Raw genomic sequence first — 23495 nt, 5'->3', positions numbered from 1 at the left:
AAAAATAAGAAAAATCTATCACTTTTTAGATAGTCAATCTGAGGATGCTTTAATAATAATTGTTCTTGGATATAAATCAATTATAAGACTATAAGATTGATTGAATATAGAAAAATTTTATGGATAAATTTCGGGTAGAAGTAATTACTAAAACTCTAAATCCTCAACAGGTAATTTATGCAGCTTTGCATCAAGATTATAGTGAAGGATTTGTCTTTGATGAACAAAATACTTGGCCTTCGGAAGCCAAATGTGGGGAAATTATTGTTAAGCGACTTTTAGCAGGCGATCGTGGTCATTATGGATGCTATTCTGCTGATACTGAAGTGTTAACAAATCAAGGTTGGATGACTTGGAATCAAGTAACATCTTCTACGCAGTTACTAGCTGTAAATACTGACACAAAAGAGGCTTGGTTTGAAAAGCCTAGTCAACTTTATGAGTATGATATAGATGATGAATTGTATTATGTGAAGAGCAATTTTATTGATTTGCTAGTCACAAAAGACCATAGAATGATAATTTCCCAAAGAACAAGTACAGAAAATAATTGGACAGAATGGTTTAGCAAAAAAGCTGAGGATGTTTATAATACATCAGTACGTTATTTATTGAATTGCTATTTAAAAAATAGTGCCAGAAAGTTACCTAACGATTTACCAGAAAATATCGACTTACAAACAGCTTTTAGAATAGCAGGTTTTTTCTATAGAGATGGGCTAAGAAGTATAAATAAAAATCCTGATGTTGTTAGGTTTAGAATAAAAAATCCTGGCAAAATAGATTATTTACTTTCATTGAATTTAGATGTCAAAAAAACTGAGGGAAATAGGTTTGTAATTGAACACAAATCCTTAGCTTCATGGATTCATCGGAATTTTTCTAATTCTGAAGATAAGACTGTACCAATTTGGTTATTAGAATTACCAGGGAATTTAGTAGCGAGTTTTTGGGATGGCTTACAAAATAGTGATGGTACAAATATAAAAGAAAAAAGTTGGTGCTGTAATTCAACTAATAAAAATGCTTTAGAAATAATTCAAGCAACTGCACATATTAATGGTTTTAGGGCGAACCTAACTTTAAATAATAAAAATGAAGGTGAAGCGGATAAAAATCATAAACCTTGCTGGAGATTAAATATATCTGAAATTTCTACATATCCTGTCGAATATTGCCAAGAAAATAGAGATTTAGGAATAAAGGAAGGTTTTGTTAATTACAAAGGTAAAGTTTATTGTGCTTCTGTTTCTACTGGTGCTTTATTAGTAAGGCGGAATGGAAAAGTTATTGTGTGTGGAAATTGTATTGAACACCCTCAAATTACTTTTAATTGTGGTTTTTTTCCCCATAGTGTTATGCAGCAAGCAAGAACTCATAGAATAGGTTGTTGTTTGTCGGGTAATACAAAGGTTAGATTTGGGCATTCGTCTTTATCTAAAGGAGAGAATTATTATGAAGAAACAATTGAAAAATTAGCTAATTTATGGCATTACGGGAGAAAACATCAACAAACTTCTAATGATGCAAAATATATGCAAGAAAGTATATCTAGGCGTACTATTTTGACTTTAGATACCAAAACTAACCAACTTGTTTCCAGTAAAATAACCAATATATATATTAATGGTGAAAAAGAAACTTACACAATAAAAACTGTTTCTGGTAAAGAAATAAGAGCGACACTAGAACACCAGTTTTGGACTAATCAAGGGTGGAAAAGGTTAAAGGAATTTGATAATAATACTCAATTATGTGAAGTGCAATTAACTGGTATTGAAGAAGGAGTCAGGAGTCAACCCACCCCTCGCCCCTCCCAGGAGGGGAAGTCAGGAGTCAGGAGGGAAAATTGCATGGGGACTCTAACCCTAAACAATTTTGAGTACCGTGTAGACGGTGGGGTATTAAACCCGCAAAAAAAAGATAAAATGGCTCCACAAGAAATTAATTTTATGGAAAAAGAAATATTAGATGAAAAGTGGATGCCAGGAAATTTATATGAAAAATCAACTATAAATTCTATTGATTTTCTGTTGCCTAGAAATAAGAATAAAACTCAATTATGTGAAGTGGGATTAACTGGTAATAAAATTGCTCTACAAGACATTAATTTTCTGCAACAAGAAATCTTGGATGAAAAGTCAATAGCAGTAAATTACTATCCAAAATCAACTACAAACTTTATTGATTATCTGTTCCCTGTTCCCTGTTCCCTGTTCCCTAAAAATAACAATAATTTGTCTTGTAATCGTGGTATTTTTGTAGAAATAGAATCTATTGAAAAGTTTGGCAAAGAAATTACTTATGATATTGAAGTAGAACATCCAGAGCATAATTTTATAGCTAATGGTTTAGTTGTTCATAATTCTTTCGATGTACAAAGTTATCGATATTGTTCGGGAAAAGTTATTGCAGTAGCAGAGGGAAAAACGGATATAGAAACTGCTTTTTACTTACGTCCGGTAGGAGAATATTCTGACCGTCAGGGGAAGAAATATTATTATTCTCCTGAACAACGAGAACAAGATTTACAGTGGTGTTTGGAGGCAGCGAAGAAATACAAACTCGATCTGGAATTTGGAATGTCTGAAGAACACGCTAGAGGAAAAATTCCTTTTGATTATCGTCAGCATTTTATTGTTAGTTTTAATTGTCGTAGTTTGCTACATTTTTTAGATTTACGTTTTAAAAAGAACGCTCAATTAGAAATTCAAAAACTTTGTGAATTAATGTGGCCTCATTTTCAAGATTGGGTCCCGAATATAGCAGAATGGTATGAACAAAATAGACTTGGTAAAGGTAAGTTAGCACCTTAAAAAGTTAGAAGTCAAAAGTCAAAAGTCAAAAGTAAGAATTAAATCAAAATTTCTAGTAGACGGTTTCAGTCTAGTAGGTAGGGTTGAAGAAGTGTTAGCGGAGCTTATCCGTATTACACTAATCTCAAAATTATGCTTATTTTTTCCTACTCCCTACTCCCTACTCCCTACTCCCTATTTAGCAATTTATCGTTAATTGTTGTTATGTTTACTTCTCCCCCACTCCTCTACTCAATAAAATTTATAAAAGTTTTTGAGAAGTGGTATTATTGTTTGGTTTCCTACGTCAACCCAACCTACATTTATTGCACTAATCTCAAAATTATGCTTATTTTTTCCCTATTCCCTACTCCCTACTCCCTACTCCCTACTCCCTATGATGAAACTTAAAGTTAAAAAGTTAGATGAATCAGCAATTGTTCCTTATTATGCACATCCACAAGATGCTGGATTAGATTTATTTTCTATTGATGAATTAACTATTAATCCTGGAGAAAGTCAATTAATTCACACAGGTATTTCTATGGAATTACCATCAGGAACAGAAGCACAAATTCGTCCTAGAAGTGGGTTGGCTTTAAAACATCAAATTACAGTTTTAAATACTCCTGGAACTATAGATGAAACTTATCGAGGAGAAATCGGAATCATTTTAATTAATCATGGGAAAAATTCTTTTCAAGTCACGCGAGGAATGAAAATAGCTCAAATGGTTATAGCATCAGTATTATCTGTTAAGGTAGAAGAAGTTGATGAATTAAGTACAACAAAAAGAGATATTAAAGGATTTGGTTCTACAGGAATGTCAATGACCCAACACTAATTCCTAGAATATAGTGTGGGCTTGTAGGGCTAGTCTTTACAGGCTCAGAGTTGACCCGGCTAAGTCTTAACTGGCTGCGTTATCGGTAAGCGTTAAATACCTACCTTGGAATGCCTCGCCAGTTCCAAGCTCTAGAACCATATAGTTAAACATTCTATATTGGGTATTGAAAGTGCTATTTGGATAGTTACCGACCGATAACTTTGCTTCGGCGAACATTACCCTAGCAATAGGAGATTTTCAAATGTTAAACAGAAACTCAGTTTTCGTTCTAGATACTAACAAAACACCTTGCGACCCCACACATCCTGCAAAAGCTAGGAAGTTGCTATCAGAAGGAAAAGCAGCAGTGTTTAGAAAGTATCCATGTACAATCATACTAAAGGAGGAATCTAAACCAACAAAAAAGTATAGAATCAAGATTGACCCTGGAGCGAAAACAACAGGTTTAGCTTTGTTATCTGATACCAATATAGTTTTTTGTGCAGAATTAGAACATCGTGGGTTTCAAATATCGGAAGCGTTAACCAAACGTAAAACCTTGAGAAGTTCTCGTAGAAATTGGAAAACTAGATATCGGAAACCTAGATTTCTTAATCGCAAACGTCCCAAAGGGTGGCTAGCACCTTCTCTCATGTCTAGAGTTCACAATATCAAATCCTGGGTTGATAAATTAATCAAGTATGCCCCAGTTGATTCAATTAGTATGGAGTTAGTTAGATTTGACACGCAAAAGATTGTTAATCCAGAGATTCAAGGTACAGAGTATCAACGTGGGGAGTTGTTTGGTTATGAAGTTAGGCAATATCTGTTAGAGAAATTTAACCATACTTGTGTCTATTGTGGAACCAAGGAAGCTGCACTTAACTTGGACCATTTCCATCCTAAATCCCGTGGTGGTTCTGATAAAGTATCCAATTTAGTTCTAAGTTGTGTAAACTGCAATCAGGTTAAATCTAACAAACTTCCTGAAGATTTCCTGTCTGATAGACCTAAGTTGTTAGAAATAATTAACAAACAACGCAAGCAACCATTAGCTAATGCTGCTGCTGTCAATGCTACTAGGTGGAAGCTCAAGGAAGTCTTGGAATCCACTGGACTACCTGTTGAAGTTGGTAGCGGTGGTTTAACTAAATACAATCGGAAACGGCTAGGTATCAGCAAATATCATTGGACTGATGCAGCTTGCGTGGGGGTTTCTACTCCTGATACCTTAAATATTCGGAGCTATCAGCCATTGCTTATCAAAGCTATGGGTAGAGGTTCTCGTCAAATGGTCAAGCCTGATAAATACGGTTTTCCTAGAACTGCACCCAAGCTAAGACAAAAATCATTCTATGGTTTTCAGACTGGCGATATTGTCAAAGCTGTAGTTACTAAAGGTAAAAAGATTGGTACTTATGTCGGTCGGGTTGCAGTCCGTAAAACTGGCTCATTCAACATCAAAACTAAGACTGAAACCGTTCAAGGTATTAGTTATAAGTATTGCAAACATCTACACAAATCTGATGGTTATACTTACAATTTTGGCGAATTAGTTAAACAGAAAACTATTAACTTTGTTCAGAAAGTTGAGGAAGTTTTAGATACTCCAGTGCAGTTAAACTTGTTTGATATTTCTGAATTAACTACTGAATCTAAACCTAAAGCTAAACGTATTCAACGTAAAAAGTTCGATTGTTTGGATGGTAAACAACTTAGTTTGTTCTTATTATAGGAAAGTAATTTATTTGCTGGTTGCTTTCCTTCCGGCACTAAATTTATAATGTAATCGACGGCATTTATTTTAGATGACAGAAGAATTATATCAAAGACCAACTTGGGATGAATACTTTTTAATGATAGCTAAACTAGCTGCTACTCGTTCAACTTGTCTTGCTTTTCCTGTGGGTGCAGTAATAGTTAAAGATAAACAAGTTTTAGCAACTGGTTATAATGGTTCTCCTTCAGGTTCTGCACATTGTACAAGTCAGGGTTTTTGTTATCCTGAATTAAGTAGTTGTGATGCTAGTAAAGTTTTACCATCTCGTTCTGTTCATGCAGAAGCTAATGCTATTGCTCAAGCTGCAAAACATGGTATTTCTACGAATGGAGCTGTTATTTATGTCACCTTAGAACCTTGTCTTTATTGTTTGAAATTGGTTATTTCTTGTGGCATTAAAGAGGTTTTTTATGAGACTCCTTTTAATAGTGGGGAAAAGGCAGCTTTAAGAGATATGTTTATCAATGAGGGTTTAGTTACTATTAAGCAAATTAAAGTCTCAGAAACAATTGCTCAAAAAGCAGCAACATCTCTACTTCATCCCACCTCTATTCCTAAATCTTCTGAAATTAGGGAAGAGGGAATAGGGAATAAGAAAGAGATAGAAATTTGCAGTAATAAAAAATAAAATTCATTATCGTACTCTTATTAATTAATTCTTTCCGCCTACTTTGTAGGGACGTTGGATGCAACGTCCCTGCCTGGAGATGCCTAATAGCTCCCAAATGGGTTTTATAACTTTTACGGAAAGCGATCGCTCTTTTTTGTAGTTCAGACTAATTTGCTGAAATTAAGTAAAATTTTTTGGTCAAATTATCTCAATACTCAATCAATATTAGAGCCAAGAATATGAATAGAAAAAATGTCAAATTCGACCTACTTAGCCAAATAAAAATATTACTAGGCTTGTTTCCTTTATTAATGTTAATAGCCTGTGGCAGTCAATCAGAAACAACAGAACAAGAACAAATTTCATCAGCGCCACCTGCATCTACACCACCAACTCCAGCAACTTTAAATATAACTCCTCAAAGCTCAAGGTTTTCTCGAATCAAAGAAGGTGCTACTAGAGGAGGAGGTACTAGAGGGGGTCAAAAATCAGCAGATATGGCTTTAACACAAACTGCTCCTAGTTTTTCACAGTTTGAAATAGATTCTACAGTAGAATTAGAATCCTCAAATACAGAAGAATATAACCTGATTAATGACAACCCTTTTAAAGCCGTTAAAAATAATCCCCTCTCGACATTTTCCATTGATGTAGATACGGCATCTTATAGTAATTTACGTCGCTTTATTACTGAGGGGAGACTACCACCAAAAGATGCTGTGAGAATCGAGGAATTAATCAATTACTTTACTTACGACTATCCTCAACCAGAAGCAAATAACCCCTTTTCTCTGACTACAGAAATTTCTGATTCTCCTTGGAATTCCCAACATAAATTAGTTCATGTTGGCATTCAAGGCAAAGATATAGTTACAGAAAATTTACCTCCTAGTAACTTAGTCTTTCTCTTGGATGTTTCTGGTTCAATGAATACTTCTAATAAATTACCCTTAATCAAATCAGCTTTTCAATTATTGGTAGATGAACTAACAGAAAAAGATACTGTCTCAATAGTTGTTTATGCTGGAGCAGCAGGAGTAGTTTTACCGCCAACAAAAGGTAACGAAAAAGATAAAATTCTCGCAGCTATTAATAATCTCGAAGCTGGTGGTTCCACTGCTGGAGGTGAAGGAATTAAACTTGCTTACGATTTGGCAAAAAGGTTTTATCAATCTTCAGGAAATAATCGAGTTATTCTGGCAACTGATGGAGATTTTAATGTAGGAGTTTCGAGCGATGCTGAATTAGTCAGAATGATTGAAAATTATCGAGATGAAGGTATTTTTCTAACGGTGCTTGGTTTTGGTACGGGTAATTTTAAAGATGCCAAAATGGAACAGTTGGCTAATAAGGGAAATGGCAATTATGCTTATATTGATAATCTTTTGGAAGCCAAAAAAGTGTTAGTGACTGAGATGGGAGGAACTCTACTAACTATTGCTAAAGATGTGAAAATTCAAGTGGAATTTAATCCCGCAAAAGTACAAGCTTATCGTTTAATTGGTTATGAAAATCGACTGTTACGTTCTCAAGATTTTAATGATGATACAAAGGATGCGGGAGAGTTAGGTGCAGGACATTCGGTTACAGCACTTTATGAAGTTATTCCTGTGGGAGTAGAAAGTAATGTGAAATTGCCAGAAGTTGATGAGTTGAGATATCAAGATAATCAAGTTGAGGAAGCGGCTTATAATAGTGATGAATTAATGTTAGTGAAGTTGCGTTATAAGGAGCCAAAGGGTACAATTTCTGAGTTAATAAAACAGCCAGTTGTTGATGAGGGAGTGAGTTTAGATAATGCTTCAAATGATTTTAAATTTGCTGCTGCTGTGGCTCAGTATGGAATGATTTTGCGAGATTCTGAATATAAAGGTGATGCCAGTTTCAATGAAGTGTTGAAGTTGGCAAATGAGTCGAAGGGTTTGGATTTAGAGGGTTATCGGAGTGAGTTTATTAATATGGTTGAAAGTAGTCAGAAATTGATGGAGAAAAAGTAGATGGGTGGAGTTTAGGCAAAACTTTCCCCATTTTAGATTAGTATACACCAAAATTTGCGACTTTTATCCCGCTACTCCCTTAAAAAGAGAGTGCGGGATTTTTGATTAGGCTGTTAATTCAAGAACTTATTTATTTGTTCTTTTTCATTACTGGAAGAGATACCTCAACTAATTTGGCGATCGCTGTAATTAGAACAGCTGTTGCCAAGATAATATCCCCTAGACTATCACTGTCAGACAAATCAGGTTTTACCTGAATATTTTCTGTTGGGTTAGAGGGTTGCGTAATTACGACTTTTTCAATTTTTTCCGTGTTCATAATTTTATTTTTGTCGAATAACGTTTGTATTTTTAGTATGGCTCGAAAAAATAGAAATAAACTTTGTTTTGTAAGTTTTCTATGCTTGACTTATGAGTGTTTTAGTCATTAATTTTTGCTTTTCTAGAAGGTGTAAAAATAACTAAACAACCTATGCTGAAACTAGGAATATCTTCAAAAGTAAAACTTGCAGAAATAGCTCAATTGTTTCGCAGTAGAATAAATAAATTTTTCATTCAAAATCCTGAAACGTTTGCTGTGTAAAGGTTTTGCTCTGATGGTCTTGTGATTGCCTTATGATTGTCTTATGATTGCCAGAACACTTTAGTTATTTTAGGATACCCCTAGTCCAATAATCTCATTATGAGCAGCACAGGCCAAGGTAAAAGAACTCCGATTAACAAACAGACTTATATTAAAGCAGATAATGAATTGATAGAAAGAACCGAAAAAGCTATGCAAAAACTAAGAATTGATTCAAAAATTCAACTTGCAATAAAAACCGAATTATCTCCCAGTACGATAAATAGATTTTTTCAAAAACAAGCAATTCGGCCTGATAGTTATAATCAAATATGTGAAACACTTTCGTTAAATGAAAAAATAGTAATAGAGGAAGAAACTTTTGACTTTAAAATTACTGGAAGTATTGATAAAAAACAAATAGAACAATTAAAATCTATTGTTGATCTTTTACGACGACTAACTGATGACAACTTGTCTTTTCTAATAAAACAAGAAGAGGAAAAAGATATGGAATAATACAACATAATTAGTTCAGTTCAAATTGAGGTTATTTTTAACATATAATTAATATAGCTATGAGTGACACAAGCCAAAGTAAAAGAACTTCGATTAAAGATAGAGCTTTGATTGCAGCAGATGATGACTTGATAGAAAGAGCCAAAAAAGCTATGCAAGAACTAAAAATTTACCCAAGAGTTGAACTTGCAAAAATAACTAAATTATCTCTCTATACGATAAATAAATTTTTTAAAAACAGGAAATTCGGTTTGATAACTATAATAAAATATGTGAAACACTTGCTTTAAATGAAAAAATACTAATACCGGCAGAAGAAACAGCTACATTTGTAATTACTGGTAGGATTGATAAAAAACTAATAGAAGAGTTAGAAACAATTATTAAAGTTTTACAAGAATTAAGTAGTGGCGACCTTCTTTTTGCAATAACAGAAGAAGATATGGAATAATACACTACAATTAGTTTAAATTAAGGTTCTTCTCCACATATAATTAACCTGGCTATGAACAAAGCAAAGCAAGGTAAAAGAACTCCAGCTAAAGAGCGAACTTCGATTGCAGCAGATGATGACTTGATAGAAAGAGCCTACAAAGCTTTGCAAGACCAAGACCTAAAAATTTATACAAAAATTGAACTTGCAAAGGTAACCAAATTGTCTCGCTCTACGATAAATAAATTTTTTCAAAAACAGGAAATTCGGCCTGATAGTTATAATCAAATATGTGAAACACTTGCCTTAAATGAAAAAATAGTAATAGAAGAAAGAACTGCATTTGCTGTTTCTGGTACTGTTGAAAAAAAATCAATAGAACAATTAAAATCTATTATTGACCTTTTACGACAGTTAGCTGATGATACTATTTTGGTAAATATTCAAGAAGGTAGTATTAAATTAATTTTTGAAGGTTATCAATCAGAACTAGAAAAATAGAACAACTTTTTCAATCAGAGGAATTAAATAAGAAAATTGCTGAAGAAAATCTGGATATAACAGTTGAAAATGTCCGTTTTAGGGGTACTAAACTTTTTGGCAAGCCACAATTAGCTGTTACTATTGCAGAGGATTTCAATCAAGATGACATAGATAGTTTAAAAGCCGAACTTATAGACACTTCAGCCAACAATATATTTAAGCAAATACCACCAGGACAAATGCTTTTACTTTTATTATTATTTTTCTTCTTGGCAATGCCTCTTATTTTAGAAGGAATTTTTCCAATAATCTTTCAAGATACACCTAAAATAGAAAATAAAAGATGAATATGATTCATGTACCAATTGCTTTTTGAATAAATCAGGCGATCGCTAGTCTTAGCATCAAACTTTTGCCAAGACCAATTCGACTTAAACCGTTCTTTTTAATTAAATCAAACTTCACCGAATCAAAATTTATAGATAGCTAAAAAAATCCAAAATTTAGGACAATTTTTACTTTTTCCTAACCAACTTCCATAAAACCTCACTCCTCTGGATCGATACCCATCGCTCTTAACTTTTCTGCCAACTTTTCAGCCCTTTGACGTTCCCGTTCAGCTTTTTGACTTTCTTGCGCCAATAATAATTCTGTCGTTTCCAACCTTTCTTCACTTGTTGTTAACAAATTACCTTTACTATCCCACCAGCGTAACCAAGGTAGTTCCAAATTTTGATACCTACCAGACCAAATACCTAACTCTACTCCTAACGCTGGAATTGGATAATGACCCCGCTCATTTGCCTCTACTAATTCATACTTAGTTCCTGCCAATTTATATACTTCTACTCCTGGTTTTTTAACTTCGTAAATAGCATAAAAAGGTGGTCAAATTATCTGTTCATAAACCCAGAATTTACCAGGTCTTTGTGTGGATTCATTTTCCCCTCGAATTAGAGGTGTTTTATCTCTTTCTTCCGAACCATCTCCCGACACAAATTCTATAGCAATTAATGGTGGAATAAGTTCTTGCCACAACACATAGGAACGACGAACTTCACCATTTAATTTAGGTGGAACATTAGGAATATAATACCAATCTGGAGAAACAGCACCTCGGTCTAAAGGTTCCGCAATTCGCCAATAAATTCCTGAATCTTGACCTATACAATATTGTTGGTCTGGATGAATTTTTGCTAGTACAGGTAGAATAGAATCTGTTAATAAAATGCTTTGGGGATGCTCCTGAAAATTCTTCACAAAAGTGCCGTCTGATTCTGGTAATTGAGTGTGGTCTGGTAGAGATATTTTGATATTAGGTGGATTGGTACTAAAAGTGCCATCTGATTCTGGTAATTGAGTATTATCTGGTAGAGATATTTTGATATTAGATGGATTGTTATTGATAGTCATTTTCTTAGTTAATAATTAACTTTAAATTAGTAATCAAAATTGATAATTTAATTATAGTTACACCAGATTTAAGGTAAATAAGGTACACATAAAAATGGTCAAGTGAATGCAAGTGCGGGCATCTTGCCCGCGACTGTTCTACCTCACTAATATAAAATACGCTGTATTTCAAATAAGACTGAGAAATTATGCTGCAAAAAAATTACCAATTATTTCATCTAAGGTGAAAATTAATCCTATGGGAAAATACGATTATTTTTTTGAGCCAATATTTTCAATCTATCTATCACAAAAGGCTTGAGTTTTTCTAAAATAATCTGAGTCATTTTCCTTGAGATCTACATTAATAATCAACTTACCTTAAGAGTTTTATTATTTACCAAAAAATTGTGCTTGAAAGCCTCATATTTTAAGGGGATAAAAAGAAAATTTTTCCTTTGAGTCAATCCTATCCGTTTTAAAAGAGAGGTAATTATTAATTATTAATTATTAATTATTAATTATTAATTATTAATTATTAAAACCTGCCTTCAGGTTGCTTCACTGACTCGCTATTACGTTCTCTGAGCTGTTGTTTTGAAATTACAGATTGATGAGATGATGAGTTTGAATAACTTGTATGTTGTAATTGCCTCACAAGTGTAATCAAGCGCTTCAAATGAGGTTTGACAACTTCCGTATTTTGTATTTCCAAATAGTCAATTTTGGCCTGAAGTTGAGATATTTGTGATTGAGGTTCCTTGGCCAATACTTCCATATCTCTTTGCAAATTAGCGATCGCTTCCTCAATTACCAAAAGACGGCCATTCACTGTTTGCCAATCATTTGTACTCAAAGCTTTTGTATCTACAGATGCTAAACTTTGTTGTACAGAAGAAACTGAAGATTCTAGTGCAGTTAGTTGCTGTTGTATTTCCGAGTTTACGCCTTGTGTTGATTGAGTAGAGAGTGTTTCACGAACTAATTCAATATCTGTAGAAAGGTGTTGACGAAGCTTTACTATTACCTTTACAGCATTTTTCTCTAGCTTTTCTACTGATTTTTGAACTTCTGCCATCTCAGATTCTTGAGATAATTGTATCTGTTGTTCAAATCGATATCTATTAGCCACATTTAGAGATAAGGCCAATGTTAGAGGAGCTACTGCGTAAAAAGTATGACTTCCAGCTGCTACTGCAAAAGCACCTACTGCCGAACCTACTATCGAAGCATACTCCATCAAATTTATCCAATGCTTTTTATGCAAAGTTGGCTTCAGAGCTTTCTGGAGTAATGAATCTTGATTCCCCATAACTATATATTCCTTAAGCTGAATGTAAGGCAGTAGCAGAAAAAGTTTTCCATTCTTAGTCTTGAGTGTATTTGATGCCAATTTTTTTGACACTAATCAACTCACTCTATCTGTATTTATAACAGTATTTCCCTAACATACCTATTACATTTCCATTATGAAATTGTCCTATGGATTCTAACCATAAATAGGGTTTGCGCTCAAAAGTCTTTTAGTAGGGGTAGGAGACAGGAGACAGGAGACAACCCACCCCTAACCCCTCCGAGGAGGGGAGAAATGGGAATGAGCGAGGAGATAGAAGCTAAGTTTTGTCCCTAGATTTTTCTGTCCAACTATGCGCGTAAAATACTAACTTTTTGAGCGTTTTAGACTGAAACAGGCGCACTGCAATTCGACCCCAAAAAGGCACTTGTATTTATATGTCAATGCTTTTAGATTACATCGGTAAGCCCTAAATAATTGTAAGACTTGGTGATATTTCTTAACTAATCGAGAGTATCAACTTTCCAAATTAAAGGAGGTCATTTCAGTTATCAGTTATCAGTATCTCTGACTTTAGGCAGAGGTTTGAAATATTGAACTTGATTTTCTCTTGGTCGATTGGATATGGCGAGGAAACCCGTTCTTGCAGACCCGCTCCGCTTTTAGCGCAGCTTTGCGATAGCAAACGCCATCCCACCCTTCGGGAAGCTCCGCTAACGACCGCTTTTTCATCCCCTTGAGGAGGCTTGAAACCTAATTTTTTGGTTATAAATCTAAATGCGATAAGACTTACTTATATACTATATTATATATGAATACTATACATATTCAATAAATACTATGTTTTGATTGTCCGATTTTGAGCAGTTTATATATAGTATTTTCTGATTTTCAGTTTCCCATCTAAATCTCGTATAAAAATGTGCTATGAAAAAAATTCAGTCTATTTTTAGTGTCACTCTATTTTTTATCCTTCTTTTAGGAGTTGGATTTTTAACTGTAAATTTTTTATTAGCTCTGGTAGAAAAATTTTCTTGAGATTGTAATTAATAGATAATTTTGCAACAATTAATAATCAACTATTATCTCTCCTTAAAGCGGATAGTATTGTTGATTATGATGTCCGTACTTTATCGTTTGTATAAACCGAAGGGTGAATATAGACAGGAAATTTAAATTTTTTTTGCCCTCCTTCCTTCTTCCTTCTTCTTCCTTCTTCTTCTTCCTTCTTCTTCCTCCTTCCTTCTTCCTTCTTCTTCCTCCTTCCTTCTTCCTTCTTCTTCCTCCTTCCTTCTTCTTCCTCCTTCCTTCTTCTTCCTCCTTCCTTATTCCTTATTCCTTATTCCTTATTCCTTATTCCTTATTCCTTATTCCTTATTCCTTCTTCCTTCTTCCTTCTTCCTTACCTTTCTAACTTGAGTGAAAAAACTTAATAGGAATCTCAATTACAAATTCTGAGCCTTCTCTAGCTCGATAATTACAATACAATTTTCCATGATGTTTTTCAACAATTAATTCTTGAGAAATTGACAAACCTAAACCTATATTTTTTTCTGTATGTTTAGTAGTAAATAGAGGCTCAAATATACGACTAGATATTTCTTCAGTCATGCCATAGCCATTATCAGCAATAGCAATCTCTACAGAAGAATCTTTTACATTTGTACTAATTAAAATCTGCGGTTCAAATGGTTGATTGCAGATATTTTTTGCTACTAAATCTTCGTGTTTTTCCTCCAGTGAATCAATAGCATTAGTTAAAATGTGCATAAAGACTTGATTCAACTGCCCAGGATAACATTCCACTTTTGGCAAGCTCCCATAATTTTTAATCAAATTAATATCAGGACAACCTCCTTTGCCTTGAAACTGATGCTGTAAAATTAAAAGTGTACTGTCTAAACCTTTGTGAATATCTACTGCTTTTATAGATTCTTCTTCTGCTGTAGAAAACTGTTTGAGCGAACTTACTACATCTTGAATTCTTTTTGCTCCTGCCATAATTGACTCTAATAATTTTGGCAAATCCTCCTGGATAAAATCTAGTTCTATCTCTTCAATTTCTGACTCAATTTCTGGCAAAAGGCGAGGATAATTTTTTTGGTAGATATCTACTAAATACAACAAATCTTTAACATCATTTATCGCATGAGCAATATTGCCAGAAATAAAATTAACAGGATTATTCACTTCATGGACAATACCTGTAACAAGCTGTCCTAAGAAAGACATTTTTTGCTTTTGAATTAACTGAGTAGTTGTCGAGTTTAGCTTCTGCAAAGTTTGCTCTAATTGATAAGCTTGTTGCCGGAATTTTTCCTGACTATTGCGTAGTGAAGCCTCCATTTCCAAACGTTCTGTAATATCTAAACCGACAAAAACTGCCGATGGTAACGACATTTCATCACGATAATATTTTTGAGCAACAATTAGATAAGTTCTACTATTTCCTCTAACATTAGTTTTTACTTCTTTGGCATAATTCCAATCTGGTTTAGCAAAAAATTCATAAACAAAATCATTAAATTCTGGACTTGTTTGCAAAAATCCTACTTCTTGATTAATAAAAGTTTCTATAGGTAAATTAAAAGCATTAGCTAGATGTTGATTAACTCCTATATATCGTAAATCTGCATCTACCCATGAAACTAATCCTGGTACAGCATTTAAAACAGCTTGCAATTGTTCTTTAGCTTCTCGTAAATGTAGATTAATATTATTTTGTCGCGAAATGTTACGTACAACAGCACATTGATATTCATTACCCTTAAATTCTAAATAATTAACATTAACTTCGACAGGTAAAATATCGCCTTTTTTGTACGAAAATAAGACTCAAATCTCAAATAATTTTGATTTTTAACTTTTTGCCAATGAGTCTGCCAAAGTTCTACTGATAATTTTAAATCTATATCGTGGATTGTTAGTTCAAGCAGTTCAGATTCAGAATAACCAAGAAAATTACAGCCCTGTTTATTTGTATAACAAATTTTTCCACCAACTGTTATCCATAAAATAGGATCGGCAGCATTATCTGTTGCTAACTGAGTTAACTCTAGTTGTTGTTGAAGTTGTTTGTCTGTTGTTATTTCCTCTGTAGATATAATCAGGCCACCAATAATACCTTCATCTGTATGCCAAGATTTGACATTCCATTTTACCCATTGCATTAATCCATTATCAACAGGAACCGCAATTAGATGTTCCAAATCAAATTGGTCAATGATACCCAGTAGACATTTTTCAGCTTGTTGATGCCAAAGTTCTGGGAGATTTGGGAATACCCGATCGTGTTGATTACCGATAATTTCATCAGATTCAAGTTGCCAATATTTTAACCACATCCCAGAAGTTGCTAAGTAGCGCATTTCCTTGTCTAGCATTGCTGTAGCAACAGGTATATGTTTGATAAATTGGCATAATTGATGGTTACTTCCATGTATCTCTCGATAATGATGACTCTGGGAAAGGGTTGAATGACCATCATTAGTTGCTTTTGTTGGCCTTTGTTTCATTTTTGAAGTTTCTTCCCTAGTCTGATTTAGTGTTTGTACTGTTAGATGGTACATAATCTTAGTTTAATAATTTAGGGGGTGTTGAATATAGTGGGTTTAACCCCTGGGCCATTGCATTTTTAAAACTAACTTTTCTATCAAAAAAAGCTTGCAGATATTAATTTAAAGTTAATTTTTATATTAAGAGTATCTCGGACGGAGGAGTTAGTTATGATGCTTGAAAAAAAAGAATAATCAGGAAAATGTTTATTCTACTTCTGAATAAGTTCAAAAGTGAAGAATATGAAATAGGTAAAGATAAAAAATGACAAAAATGAAGTATAAGAAGCAAAAACTACCTTTAAAACAGATTTACTACCATAATCACTTCCCAGATTCTATCTATTTTTTTATTTTTGGATATTATTAAATAAATAGTTTATTCAATCTAAAATCCATCTTGGAAAACATCAATTATCTGAATATTAAGCGATAATTATAGGTAATTGAATATCATTAAACCTACATTTATTGTTTTCAGTAATTTTCCACTAATACATAGTTATTTATGACTGAATAAAATACATATTTTAAGTTTTTATATTGAACAAGGAATGTTGATATCTACATTCTAATATCTTATTAATTCTTGCCAAGAAAAAAACTTTTACTTTTTTATTATCCAATTTTTATGATTAGTTTACCTGTAAACAGCTATAAACTCAGTTCTAAGTATATTTCCCGCTTAGAATTATAGTTCTAATCTTTAATACATTTTAGCAAGCTTTTGTACATAAACTAACCTCTACATGAAAACTTTATAAAACATACTAAGTTCTAGGCAAATTTACACAAAGCAGTAAGTAAATTCAGACATTAAATCTACTCTACCTTTGCGTAAGATAGCTGGGTCTAGCCTTTCTTTAGTATTACAGGTCATTAAAACAACTAATTTCTGTTTCAGATGAATTCCGGATTCATCTACGACACTTTGATATAAAGTACCATCTAACAAACTAAGAATATGTTCTGTTTTACTATTAGTTTGTGCAGCTTGAAGCGAGCGGTCCTGAGCTAAATTATCTGCCTCATTAATAATAATGCAAATTTGTTCTAGATATGTTGGTGGTACAAAATTTTCTACTGCATCATGGTCTAATATAAAAATTACATATCCTAAAGGAACTAAAACTTCTTTTGCTACTGCTTGAGTCCAAGCTGTTTTACCTGTTCCTGGTTTTCCACTTACTAATACAGCTAATTGATTTTGTTCTAGAATTGCTTGTTGTACCGTGTCAGTAAAATTTTGAATATCTTGAGGAAATGTATCGATCGGAAATTGACTTTGAACCTGTCCTATACGACATTGATAACCACTTACCATCACTGCCATATTATAGGTTGATTTTCTCACAAGTGGAGCTATATCTTTAGCAATTAAACTGTAGTAACGTCTACCTTTATCATAAGTTTCTATTTGTAACCAACAGGAATATTTTGACCAATAACCATATACTGTTCCTAAAGTTTCTAGACTTTGCCAACTGATAAATCTTTCTATCGGATAGTAAAAATTTCTTTCCATCAATGACTGGGTAATTATGTCAGGTTTACCCAATAAATCAAGTATTTTAAAAATAATAATTTCCTGTAGTCTATTAAGAACATATTCAATAGCAATAGTATCTCTAGTAATACTGCGTATCACAGGTGTTTCTACACTCAATACGTCTTGATAACGATAATCTGGAGCTGGAGGTTGAGGAGTTATATAATCCCAAAATTCATCAAATTCATATCGTGTACTTTCCGAAAAAACATTTAATATATTCGCCCACCAAGCAAATTCATGGCGACCCAAAGCATCAGCAATATCGCTAGCTATATCAAGAGTTTTTTGACTGAGTTCCCAAGGATCGTTAGATAATAAGTGCCATAGATATTCCCAATCAAAGTCTCGATTAAGTGGTCGCCAACCAGCTCCTAATAAACCTTTATTTTGAGGATTATTTTGTTGATAATTTTCTTTGCTGTCGAAATATTTTGTTCCCATATTTTGTCAAAAATCTACTTGAAGAAGGAGTCAGGAGTCAGGAGGGAAAATTGCTTATGGATTCTAACCCCAAACAATTTTGAACACCGCAGGTGAGGTGTGGGGTATTATACCAGTTTGATAAATCTTTGCTACAAATATTTAGGTTACTGCGATTGAGTCAACCCACCCCTAACCCTCCCAACCCACCCCTAACCCCGACCGTGGAGGGGAGGGGAAGACAGGAGTCAGGAGACAGAATGAATAGGTTTTATACCATTTTTTATGTAGTAATTTATCTTTTTCGTCCAACAGATATTTTCTATAAATTACTTTAATACTGCTTACTATTTGTAACATTCTTTTTTCACCCATGGTATTAAACCCACAAAAGAAAAGATAAATAAATTCCTTTTGGAAATAGTCTTTATGTAAGCATTCAGCTATTAGCTGTCAGCTATCAGCAACAAAATTTTCTCCTTAAGGACAGTGTTTAAATTAACAACTGACTTTAAGGGCAAGGGAAGTAACTTTTGTAGTAAGATAATTAAATATTGCTTTGATCCTAAACTAAAAGCAATAGCTGATAGCTGAAGTCCGCAGTTCCGACCATAGGAGGCTGGCTGAAGGCTGTTTGCTTACGTCTTTATATCATTCAGTATTCAACTTTCATAATTAATTTGATACTTGATTAATGTAAGCATTCAACTATTAGCGGTCAGCTCTCAGCAATAAAAATGAATGAAGTAAAAATTAGTTTAACTTATACTACATTCCCCACTCATCAATTGAAGCACAAGTAAAGACTTATTTTGAGTTTTTAACCATACAATTTAAGCTAATGAAGCTGATAGCTGAAGGCTGAAGGCTGTTTGCGCAGCATTCCGTAGGAAATGCTTAATGATTAATTACTTTGATTATTTTCTCATTATTTGTAAATACTGTGAGGGAACTTCATCAACTAACCAGACATGATTTGCAGAAAAGTAAAATTTATAATCATCTTTGTACATGGCACTTGCATCTACAGCAAATACTACTGGTTTTCCTTTTCTTTTCCCGACATTTATAGCAGTATTAATATCTTTTGATAAATGAACATGATGTCTCGACATTTTTTGTAGACCAGTCTGTTTAATCAAGTCAATTAAATCATTTCCTGTGCCATGATAAAGTATATTTGGAGGCTTTCTTGCTTCTAGTTGCAAATCAACTGTTAAGCTGTGTCCTTGATTAGCACGAATTAAAGTCTTAGTAGAGTCTAAAGAAAAGCGTTTTTTATCATTTTTTTCTACAACCTCATTTAATTCTATCTGAGTTATAGGAAAGTTATAATTCTGAGATGCTTTCAACAGTTCTTCAATGGCAACCCAACCATTAGCATCAAGTTTTATACCTATTTTATCCGGGCTATGTCTCAAAACCCAGCTCAGATACTTGCTGATTTTTTCTACACGATAATTATTCATATTATTATTCTGATAATTCGTTATTTTTTCAAAATTAATATATTTATTTTTACTTGTTCAAATGAGCAAATTAAGATAGCTTATACTGTCTAGAAAATCAAATACAAAAGTCAAATTTAAATTATATACTACTTTTATATTACATTATAGATACAAAAAATGTCAAGGATAGGTCATTTCAGTTATCAGTTATCAGTTATCAGTTATCAGTTAGCCTCATAAGGTCGGAGCTAGGCTATCAGTACTTCTGTAATAAGGAGCAGAAATAAGCTCTTTTCTATTGGTCGATTGGATATGGCGAGGAGACCCGCTCTTATCAAAGCCGCTCCGCTTTATATGTTGAGGAGCAAAACGCCATCCCTCGACCACTTTATTTCTCCTTTCAAGGAGAGGCTTTAAATTTTAATTATTCGGTAAAAATGATATAATCTTTTTGGTTCGACGGGCTAAAGTAGCCATACTTAAAAGTAAGGCAAAATAAATCAGCTCTAAAAAAGCAGACTGCTAATAACTAAACACTAATTAGTAATAAAAACTTTCTTCTACTCTGGTTTCTTATTCCCTTCTGACTCCTGACTCCTACGGACATGATTTAATTAGGGTTTGCTGAATAAATCTTTTGCTAGGGGTAGGAGACAGTAGACAGGAGAAATGGAAACTATAGAGGAGGTAGTCGTACAAATTGTCCCAAGATTGTTCTGCCATAATCATCCCAAAATACTAGCTTTTTGAGCTTTTCGGTCTAAAAAGCTTGCACTTTTTAAAGGCAAAAAAAGGCTGAAACCAATATCAGTCAATGCTTTGATATTTAATCAGCAAACCCTAATTAATATAAAATAGCAACCAGAAGAAAGTTCTCTTGGTTGCTCAGAATCAGATATTATTTTTGACATCCTCTCCCGTTAAATCTCGCGATTATAACGGAAGATTCCTAAACCTCACGATGCTCGGTTTACTGCTTGAGTGGCACTTATCTAGACTGTTACCAGTCCCCGACAGTACGCCTACACAGTCAATTTGATCTACGATCTGCAAAGGCCGCAGTGACAACTCAGTGTTATCATACTCCCATTGTATCATAATTCTGTCTCAATGGAATGCTTATTGTCTGTTTGGTCGCGATTCATCTCCCAGTAAATCGGAGATTATACCGGGAGTCCTCTCGCTCCTTTTTTGATAGACACTTATTACACTGTAGAAGCTAACTGTGGACTAAATGCTTCCTTCAGTAACTCTACCTTATCTGTTTGCTCCCAAGGTAAATCTAAATCAGTACGCCCTAAGTGACCGTATGCAGCAACATCCTGGTAACAACGACCTCCTCTTTCTGCAGGTAAGTTCCTGAGGTTAAAAGTCTGAATAATTCCTGCAGGACGAAGTTCAAAGTTTTGTTTCACTACCTCTAGTAACTTCTCTTCATCTACTTTAGAAGTACCAAAAGTTTCAATCATCATGCTCACAGGTCTTGCTACTCCGATCGCATAACTAATCTGAACTTCACATTTTTCTGCTAGACCTGCTGCCACAATATTTTTTGCTATGTAGCGACAAGCATAAGCTGCAGAACGATCAACCTTTGTCGGATCTTTACCAGAGAAAGCTCCTCCGCCATGACGGGAATAGCCACCATAAGTATCAATTATAATTTTACGCCCTGTAAGACCACAATCTCCCTGTGGACCGCCAATCACAAATTTACCAGTAGGGTTGACAAGGAAACGAGTTTGTGCATCTGGTTTAATCTCTATATCTGCAAATATAGGCTCCACAACATATTTCCAGAGGTCTTCTTTAATCTTTGCTTGAATTTCTGATAATTCTGTAAGTTCCCCAATTGTAGCGGTGTGTTGGGTAGAAATTAAAATTGTATCAATACCAACAGGACGACCATCTTCGTAAGCAATAGTAACTTGGCTTTTGCCATCTGGCCGCAAATAAGGAAGTTGACCAGTTTTTCTAACTGCTGCTAGTTGACGACAAACGCGGTGCGCCAAACTGATAGGCAAAGGCATTAATTCAGGAGTTTCATTACAGGCGAAACCAAACATCAACCCTTGGTCTCCTGCACCCACTGCATCAAGTTCTTCATCACTTAACTTTTCGCGAGTTTCTTGGGCATTGTCTACCCCTTGAGCAATATCTGGAGATTGTTGATCGAGAGCCACTAATACTGAACAACTATCTGCAGAAAAACCATTTTCCGCATAAACATAGCCAATATCAGCAATTTTTTTTCTAGCTAGTTCTATGTAATTTACTTGGGCCTTAGTAGTAATTTCACCAGTAATTAGGACTAAACCAGTGTTCACTACTACTTCAGCAGCTACACGACTCTTAGGGTCTTGGGTCAGTAGAGCATCTATAATTGTGTCAGAAATTTGGTCGCAAATTTTATCTGGATGTCCTTCAGTAACAGACTCAGAAGTGAATAAGTAACGACTAGACAATAGTAGTTCCTCCTATATTTTTTCAGGCATTAGCCGTTCAATCAACTTCAGCTTAGGGAGTTAGGTTGTACAAAATAACTACTTTCTACTATCTGTGAAGTCAGATAATTTTAAACGGCCTCACCTGAGATTATTTTTACTTGTCAATACATTTTTTTGACCAGAAGCAGAAAAATCTAAATTACTTTTTACAGTCTCTAAGCTAACAGTTGTTCTCTACTATAGCAAAATTGGTATGCAAATACACAAATAATTAGACTCGTCGCTTTATGACTAAAAAAAACTGGCAAACCCAAGTCAAGTAAGGATTTCACTACTTCCTATCTAAAAAAGTCTGGAATTACTGCTGTGTCTTAATCTGAGCGATTTTTTCCATCTATTTAGCGACAACTATATTAATCTTGTAGCCAATGCTCACTACACAGGAAGTTACTTATTAATTATTAATTGTTGAAAATACTTTAATTTCTTCTAAGTGAGCGATCGCTACATCTGCCGCCTGTAAATAGCTAACTTCTGAGTGGCCCCAACAAATTCCGATACAACCTGCTGCTCCTGCTTTTTGAGCCATTTCTATATCCATGGGAGAATCTCCCACCATTAATACTTTATCTGGTGTAACTCCCAATTTTTGGCAGGCTTGTAAAAATAGTTCTGGATCTGGTTTACTAGGACCATCATCAACCCCCATTTGTAGTTGGATATAATCGTTGAGTTGATAGTGTTGGACAAAATCGTGTACTGATTTTGTGGAAGCTGCAGATAATATACCCAGTTTTATACCCTTTTCCCAGAGGTACTTCAGCACTTCCATACTTCCTGTAAATATAGGAGAAGGTTCAGACTGTGGCAAAATTTTTTCAGCTTCTTCAAAAGTCTCTTTGGCAATAGCTAGTGACTCTAACCATCCTCGACCTGTTTCAGCAATATAAGCTGCTGCTGCAATTTCATTTTCTCGCCTACTTCCAACGGCCATTAATCCTTTGGGGTTAATACTGTGTCCATCAATCCCAAAAGACATTAGTAATGGTTCTCCAATTCCAGGAATTTTAGCGTCGATGAGGCGAGCTAGCTTTTGTCCTAAATTTCTGAGAAACTCTTGGGAGTTTTCCAAAGTGCCATCTTTATCAAAAATTATTGCTTGAATATCTTGGAATATTACATCTCGGCAGTTAATAGCTACCATTCTTTAAAATAGGGAAGAATATATTTTGAATTATTACTAAGTTTATTATGATTGAGAATATTAACTCAGCAGGATATAGGGAGTAGCTATAAGTTATTTTTAATTTAGTTATTTTCTAACTTAATTATTTTACTTACTCCCTATTCACCTACTAGCTCTGACCTACTTATTCTACA

General features: G+C 34.1%; 16 protein-coding genes and 1 pseudogene. 8 read left to right on the top strand and 9 right to left on the bottom strand.

Annotated features, from left to right (window positions below; translation table 11 throughout):
• The first annotated feature begins 119 nt into the window (after positions 1-119).
• From thyX to SAGCYANO_RS13475, 5 genes are all read left to right on the top strand, one after another.
• A complete protein-coding gene (gene thyX, locus SAGCYANO_RS44680) occupies positions 120-2816 on the top strand; it encodes an FAD-dependent thymidylate synthase (protein WP_237396135.1) in 2697 nt (898 codons plus the stop codon).
• A 379-nt stretch (positions 2817-3195) separates the two neighbouring features.
• Positions 3196-3639 carry a dUTP diphosphatase gene (gene dut, locus SAGCYANO_RS13490; protein ID WP_202220557.1) on the top strand — a complete coding sequence of 148 codons (444 nt, stop codon included), beginning with the start codon at positions 3196-3198 and terminating at the stop codon, positions 3637-3639.
• 244 nt (positions 3640-3883) lie between these two features.
• Positions 3884-5356: an RNA-guided endonuclease IscB gene (gene iscB, locus SAGCYANO_RS13485; RefSeq protein WP_202220544.1), complete on the top strand. Its 1473-nt coding sequence runs from the start codon at positions 3884-3886 to the stop codon at positions 5354-5356.
• Between the two features lie 73 nt (positions 5357-5429).
• Complete coding sequence (locus SAGCYANO_RS13480; protein WP_202220543.1) at positions 5430-6029, top strand: dCMP deaminase family protein; 600 nt, start codon at positions 5430-5432, stop codon at positions 6027-6029.
• 221 nt (positions 6030-6250) lie between these two features.
• Positions 6251-8008 (top strand): VWA domain-containing protein, encoded by a 1758-nt coding sequence (locus SAGCYANO_RS13475; RefSeq protein WP_237396134.1) that lies wholly within the window; start codon positions 6251-6253, stop codon positions 8006-8008.
• A 130-nt stretch (positions 8009-8138) separates the two neighbouring features.
• Here the strand turns inward: SAGCYANO_RS13475 and SAGCYANO_RS13470 are convergent, their stop codons facing one another.
• A complete protein-coding gene (locus SAGCYANO_RS13470; protein ID WP_202220542.1) occupies positions 8139-8327 on the bottom strand; it encodes a hypothetical protein in 189 nt (62 codons plus the stop codon).
• Positions 8328-8690: 363 nt separating this feature from the next.
• Here SAGCYANO_RS13470 and SAGCYANO_RS13465 point away from each other — a divergent pair, with 363 nt between their 5' ends.
• The 3 genes from SAGCYANO_RS13465 (at position 8691) to SAGCYANO_RS13455 (ending at position 10023) form a co-directional block, all read left to right on the top strand.
• On the top strand, positions 8691-9089 hold the full coding sequence (locus tag SAGCYANO_RS13465) for a hypothetical protein (protein ID WP_202220541.1): 399 nt from the start codon (positions 8691-8693) through the stop codon (positions 9087-9089).
• A gap of 59 nt (positions 9090-9148) precedes the next feature.
• Positions 9149-9379, top strand: coding sequence for a hypothetical protein (locus SAGCYANO_RS13460; protein ID WP_202220540.1), 231 nt, complete (start codon positions 9149-9151; stop codon positions 9377-9379).
• Positions 9380-9594: 215 nt separating this feature from the next.
• Positions 9595-10023, top strand: a complete 429-nt coding sequence (locus tag SAGCYANO_RS13455; protein ID WP_202220539.1) for a hypothetical protein — start codon at positions 9595-9597, stop codon at positions 10021-10023.
• Between the two features lie 528 nt (positions 10024-10551).
• Here SAGCYANO_RS13455 and SAGCYANO_RS13450 read toward each other — a convergent pair.
• The 8 genes and pseudogenes from SAGCYANO_RS13450 to SAGCYANO_RS13415 form a co-directional block, all read right to left on the bottom strand.
• Positions 10552-11418 (bottom strand): annotated as a pseudogene (locus SAGCYANO_RS13450) (Uma2 family endonuclease).
• 517 nt (positions 11419-11935) lie between these two features.
• Positions 11936-12709, bottom strand: coding sequence for a hypothetical protein (locus SAGCYANO_RS13445; RefSeq protein WP_202220538.1), 774 nt, complete (start codon positions 12707-12709; stop codon positions 11936-11938).
• Between the two features lie 1392 nt (positions 12710-14101).
• Entirely contained in the window at positions 14102-15373 is a 1272-nt protein-coding gene (locus SAGCYANO_RS13440; RefSeq protein WP_202220537.1) for a HAMP domain-containing sensor histidine kinase, read from the bottom strand.
• Positions 15374-15465: 92 nt separating this feature from the next.
• Positions 15466-16260: a PAS domain-containing protein gene (locus SAGCYANO_RS13435; protein ID WP_202220536.1), complete on the bottom strand. Its 795-nt coding sequence runs from the start codon at positions 16258-16260 to the stop codon at positions 15466-15468.
• Positions 16261-17032: 772 nt separating this feature from the next.
• Positions 17033-18238 carry an AAA family ATPase gene (locus SAGCYANO_RS13430; RefSeq protein WP_202220535.1) on the bottom strand — a complete coding sequence of 402 codons (1206 nt, stop codon included), beginning with the start codon at positions 18236-18238 and terminating at the stop codon, positions 17033-17035.
• A gap of 896 nt (positions 18239-19134) precedes the next feature.
• Positions 19135-19686, bottom strand: a complete 552-nt coding sequence (locus SAGCYANO_RS13425) for an RNA 2'-phosphotransferase (protein WP_202220534.1) — start codon at positions 19684-19686, stop codon at positions 19135-19137.
• Positions 19687-20873: 1187 nt separating this feature from the next.
• On the bottom strand, positions 20874-22133 hold the full coding sequence (gene metK / locus SAGCYANO_RS13420; RefSeq protein WP_202220533.1) for a methionine adenosyltransferase: 1260 nt from the start codon (positions 22131-22133) through the stop codon (positions 20874-20876).
• 436 nt (positions 22134-22569) lie between these two features.
• On the bottom strand, positions 22570-23319 hold the full coding sequence (locus tag SAGCYANO_RS13415) for an HAD family hydrolase (protein WP_202220532.1): 750 nt from the start codon (positions 23317-23319) through the stop codon (positions 22570-22572).
• Positions 23320-23495 lie beyond the last annotated feature (176 nt).

Origin of the sequence: Okeania sp. KiyG1, assembly GCF_014132355.1 — a bacterium.
Lineage (GTDB): Bacteria > Cyanobacteriota > Cyanobacteriia > Cyanobacteriales > Microcoleaceae > Okeania.
The sequence above is the reverse complement of the archived record's forward strand: the minus strand, read 5'-3'. Positions and strand labels throughout refer to the sequence as shown.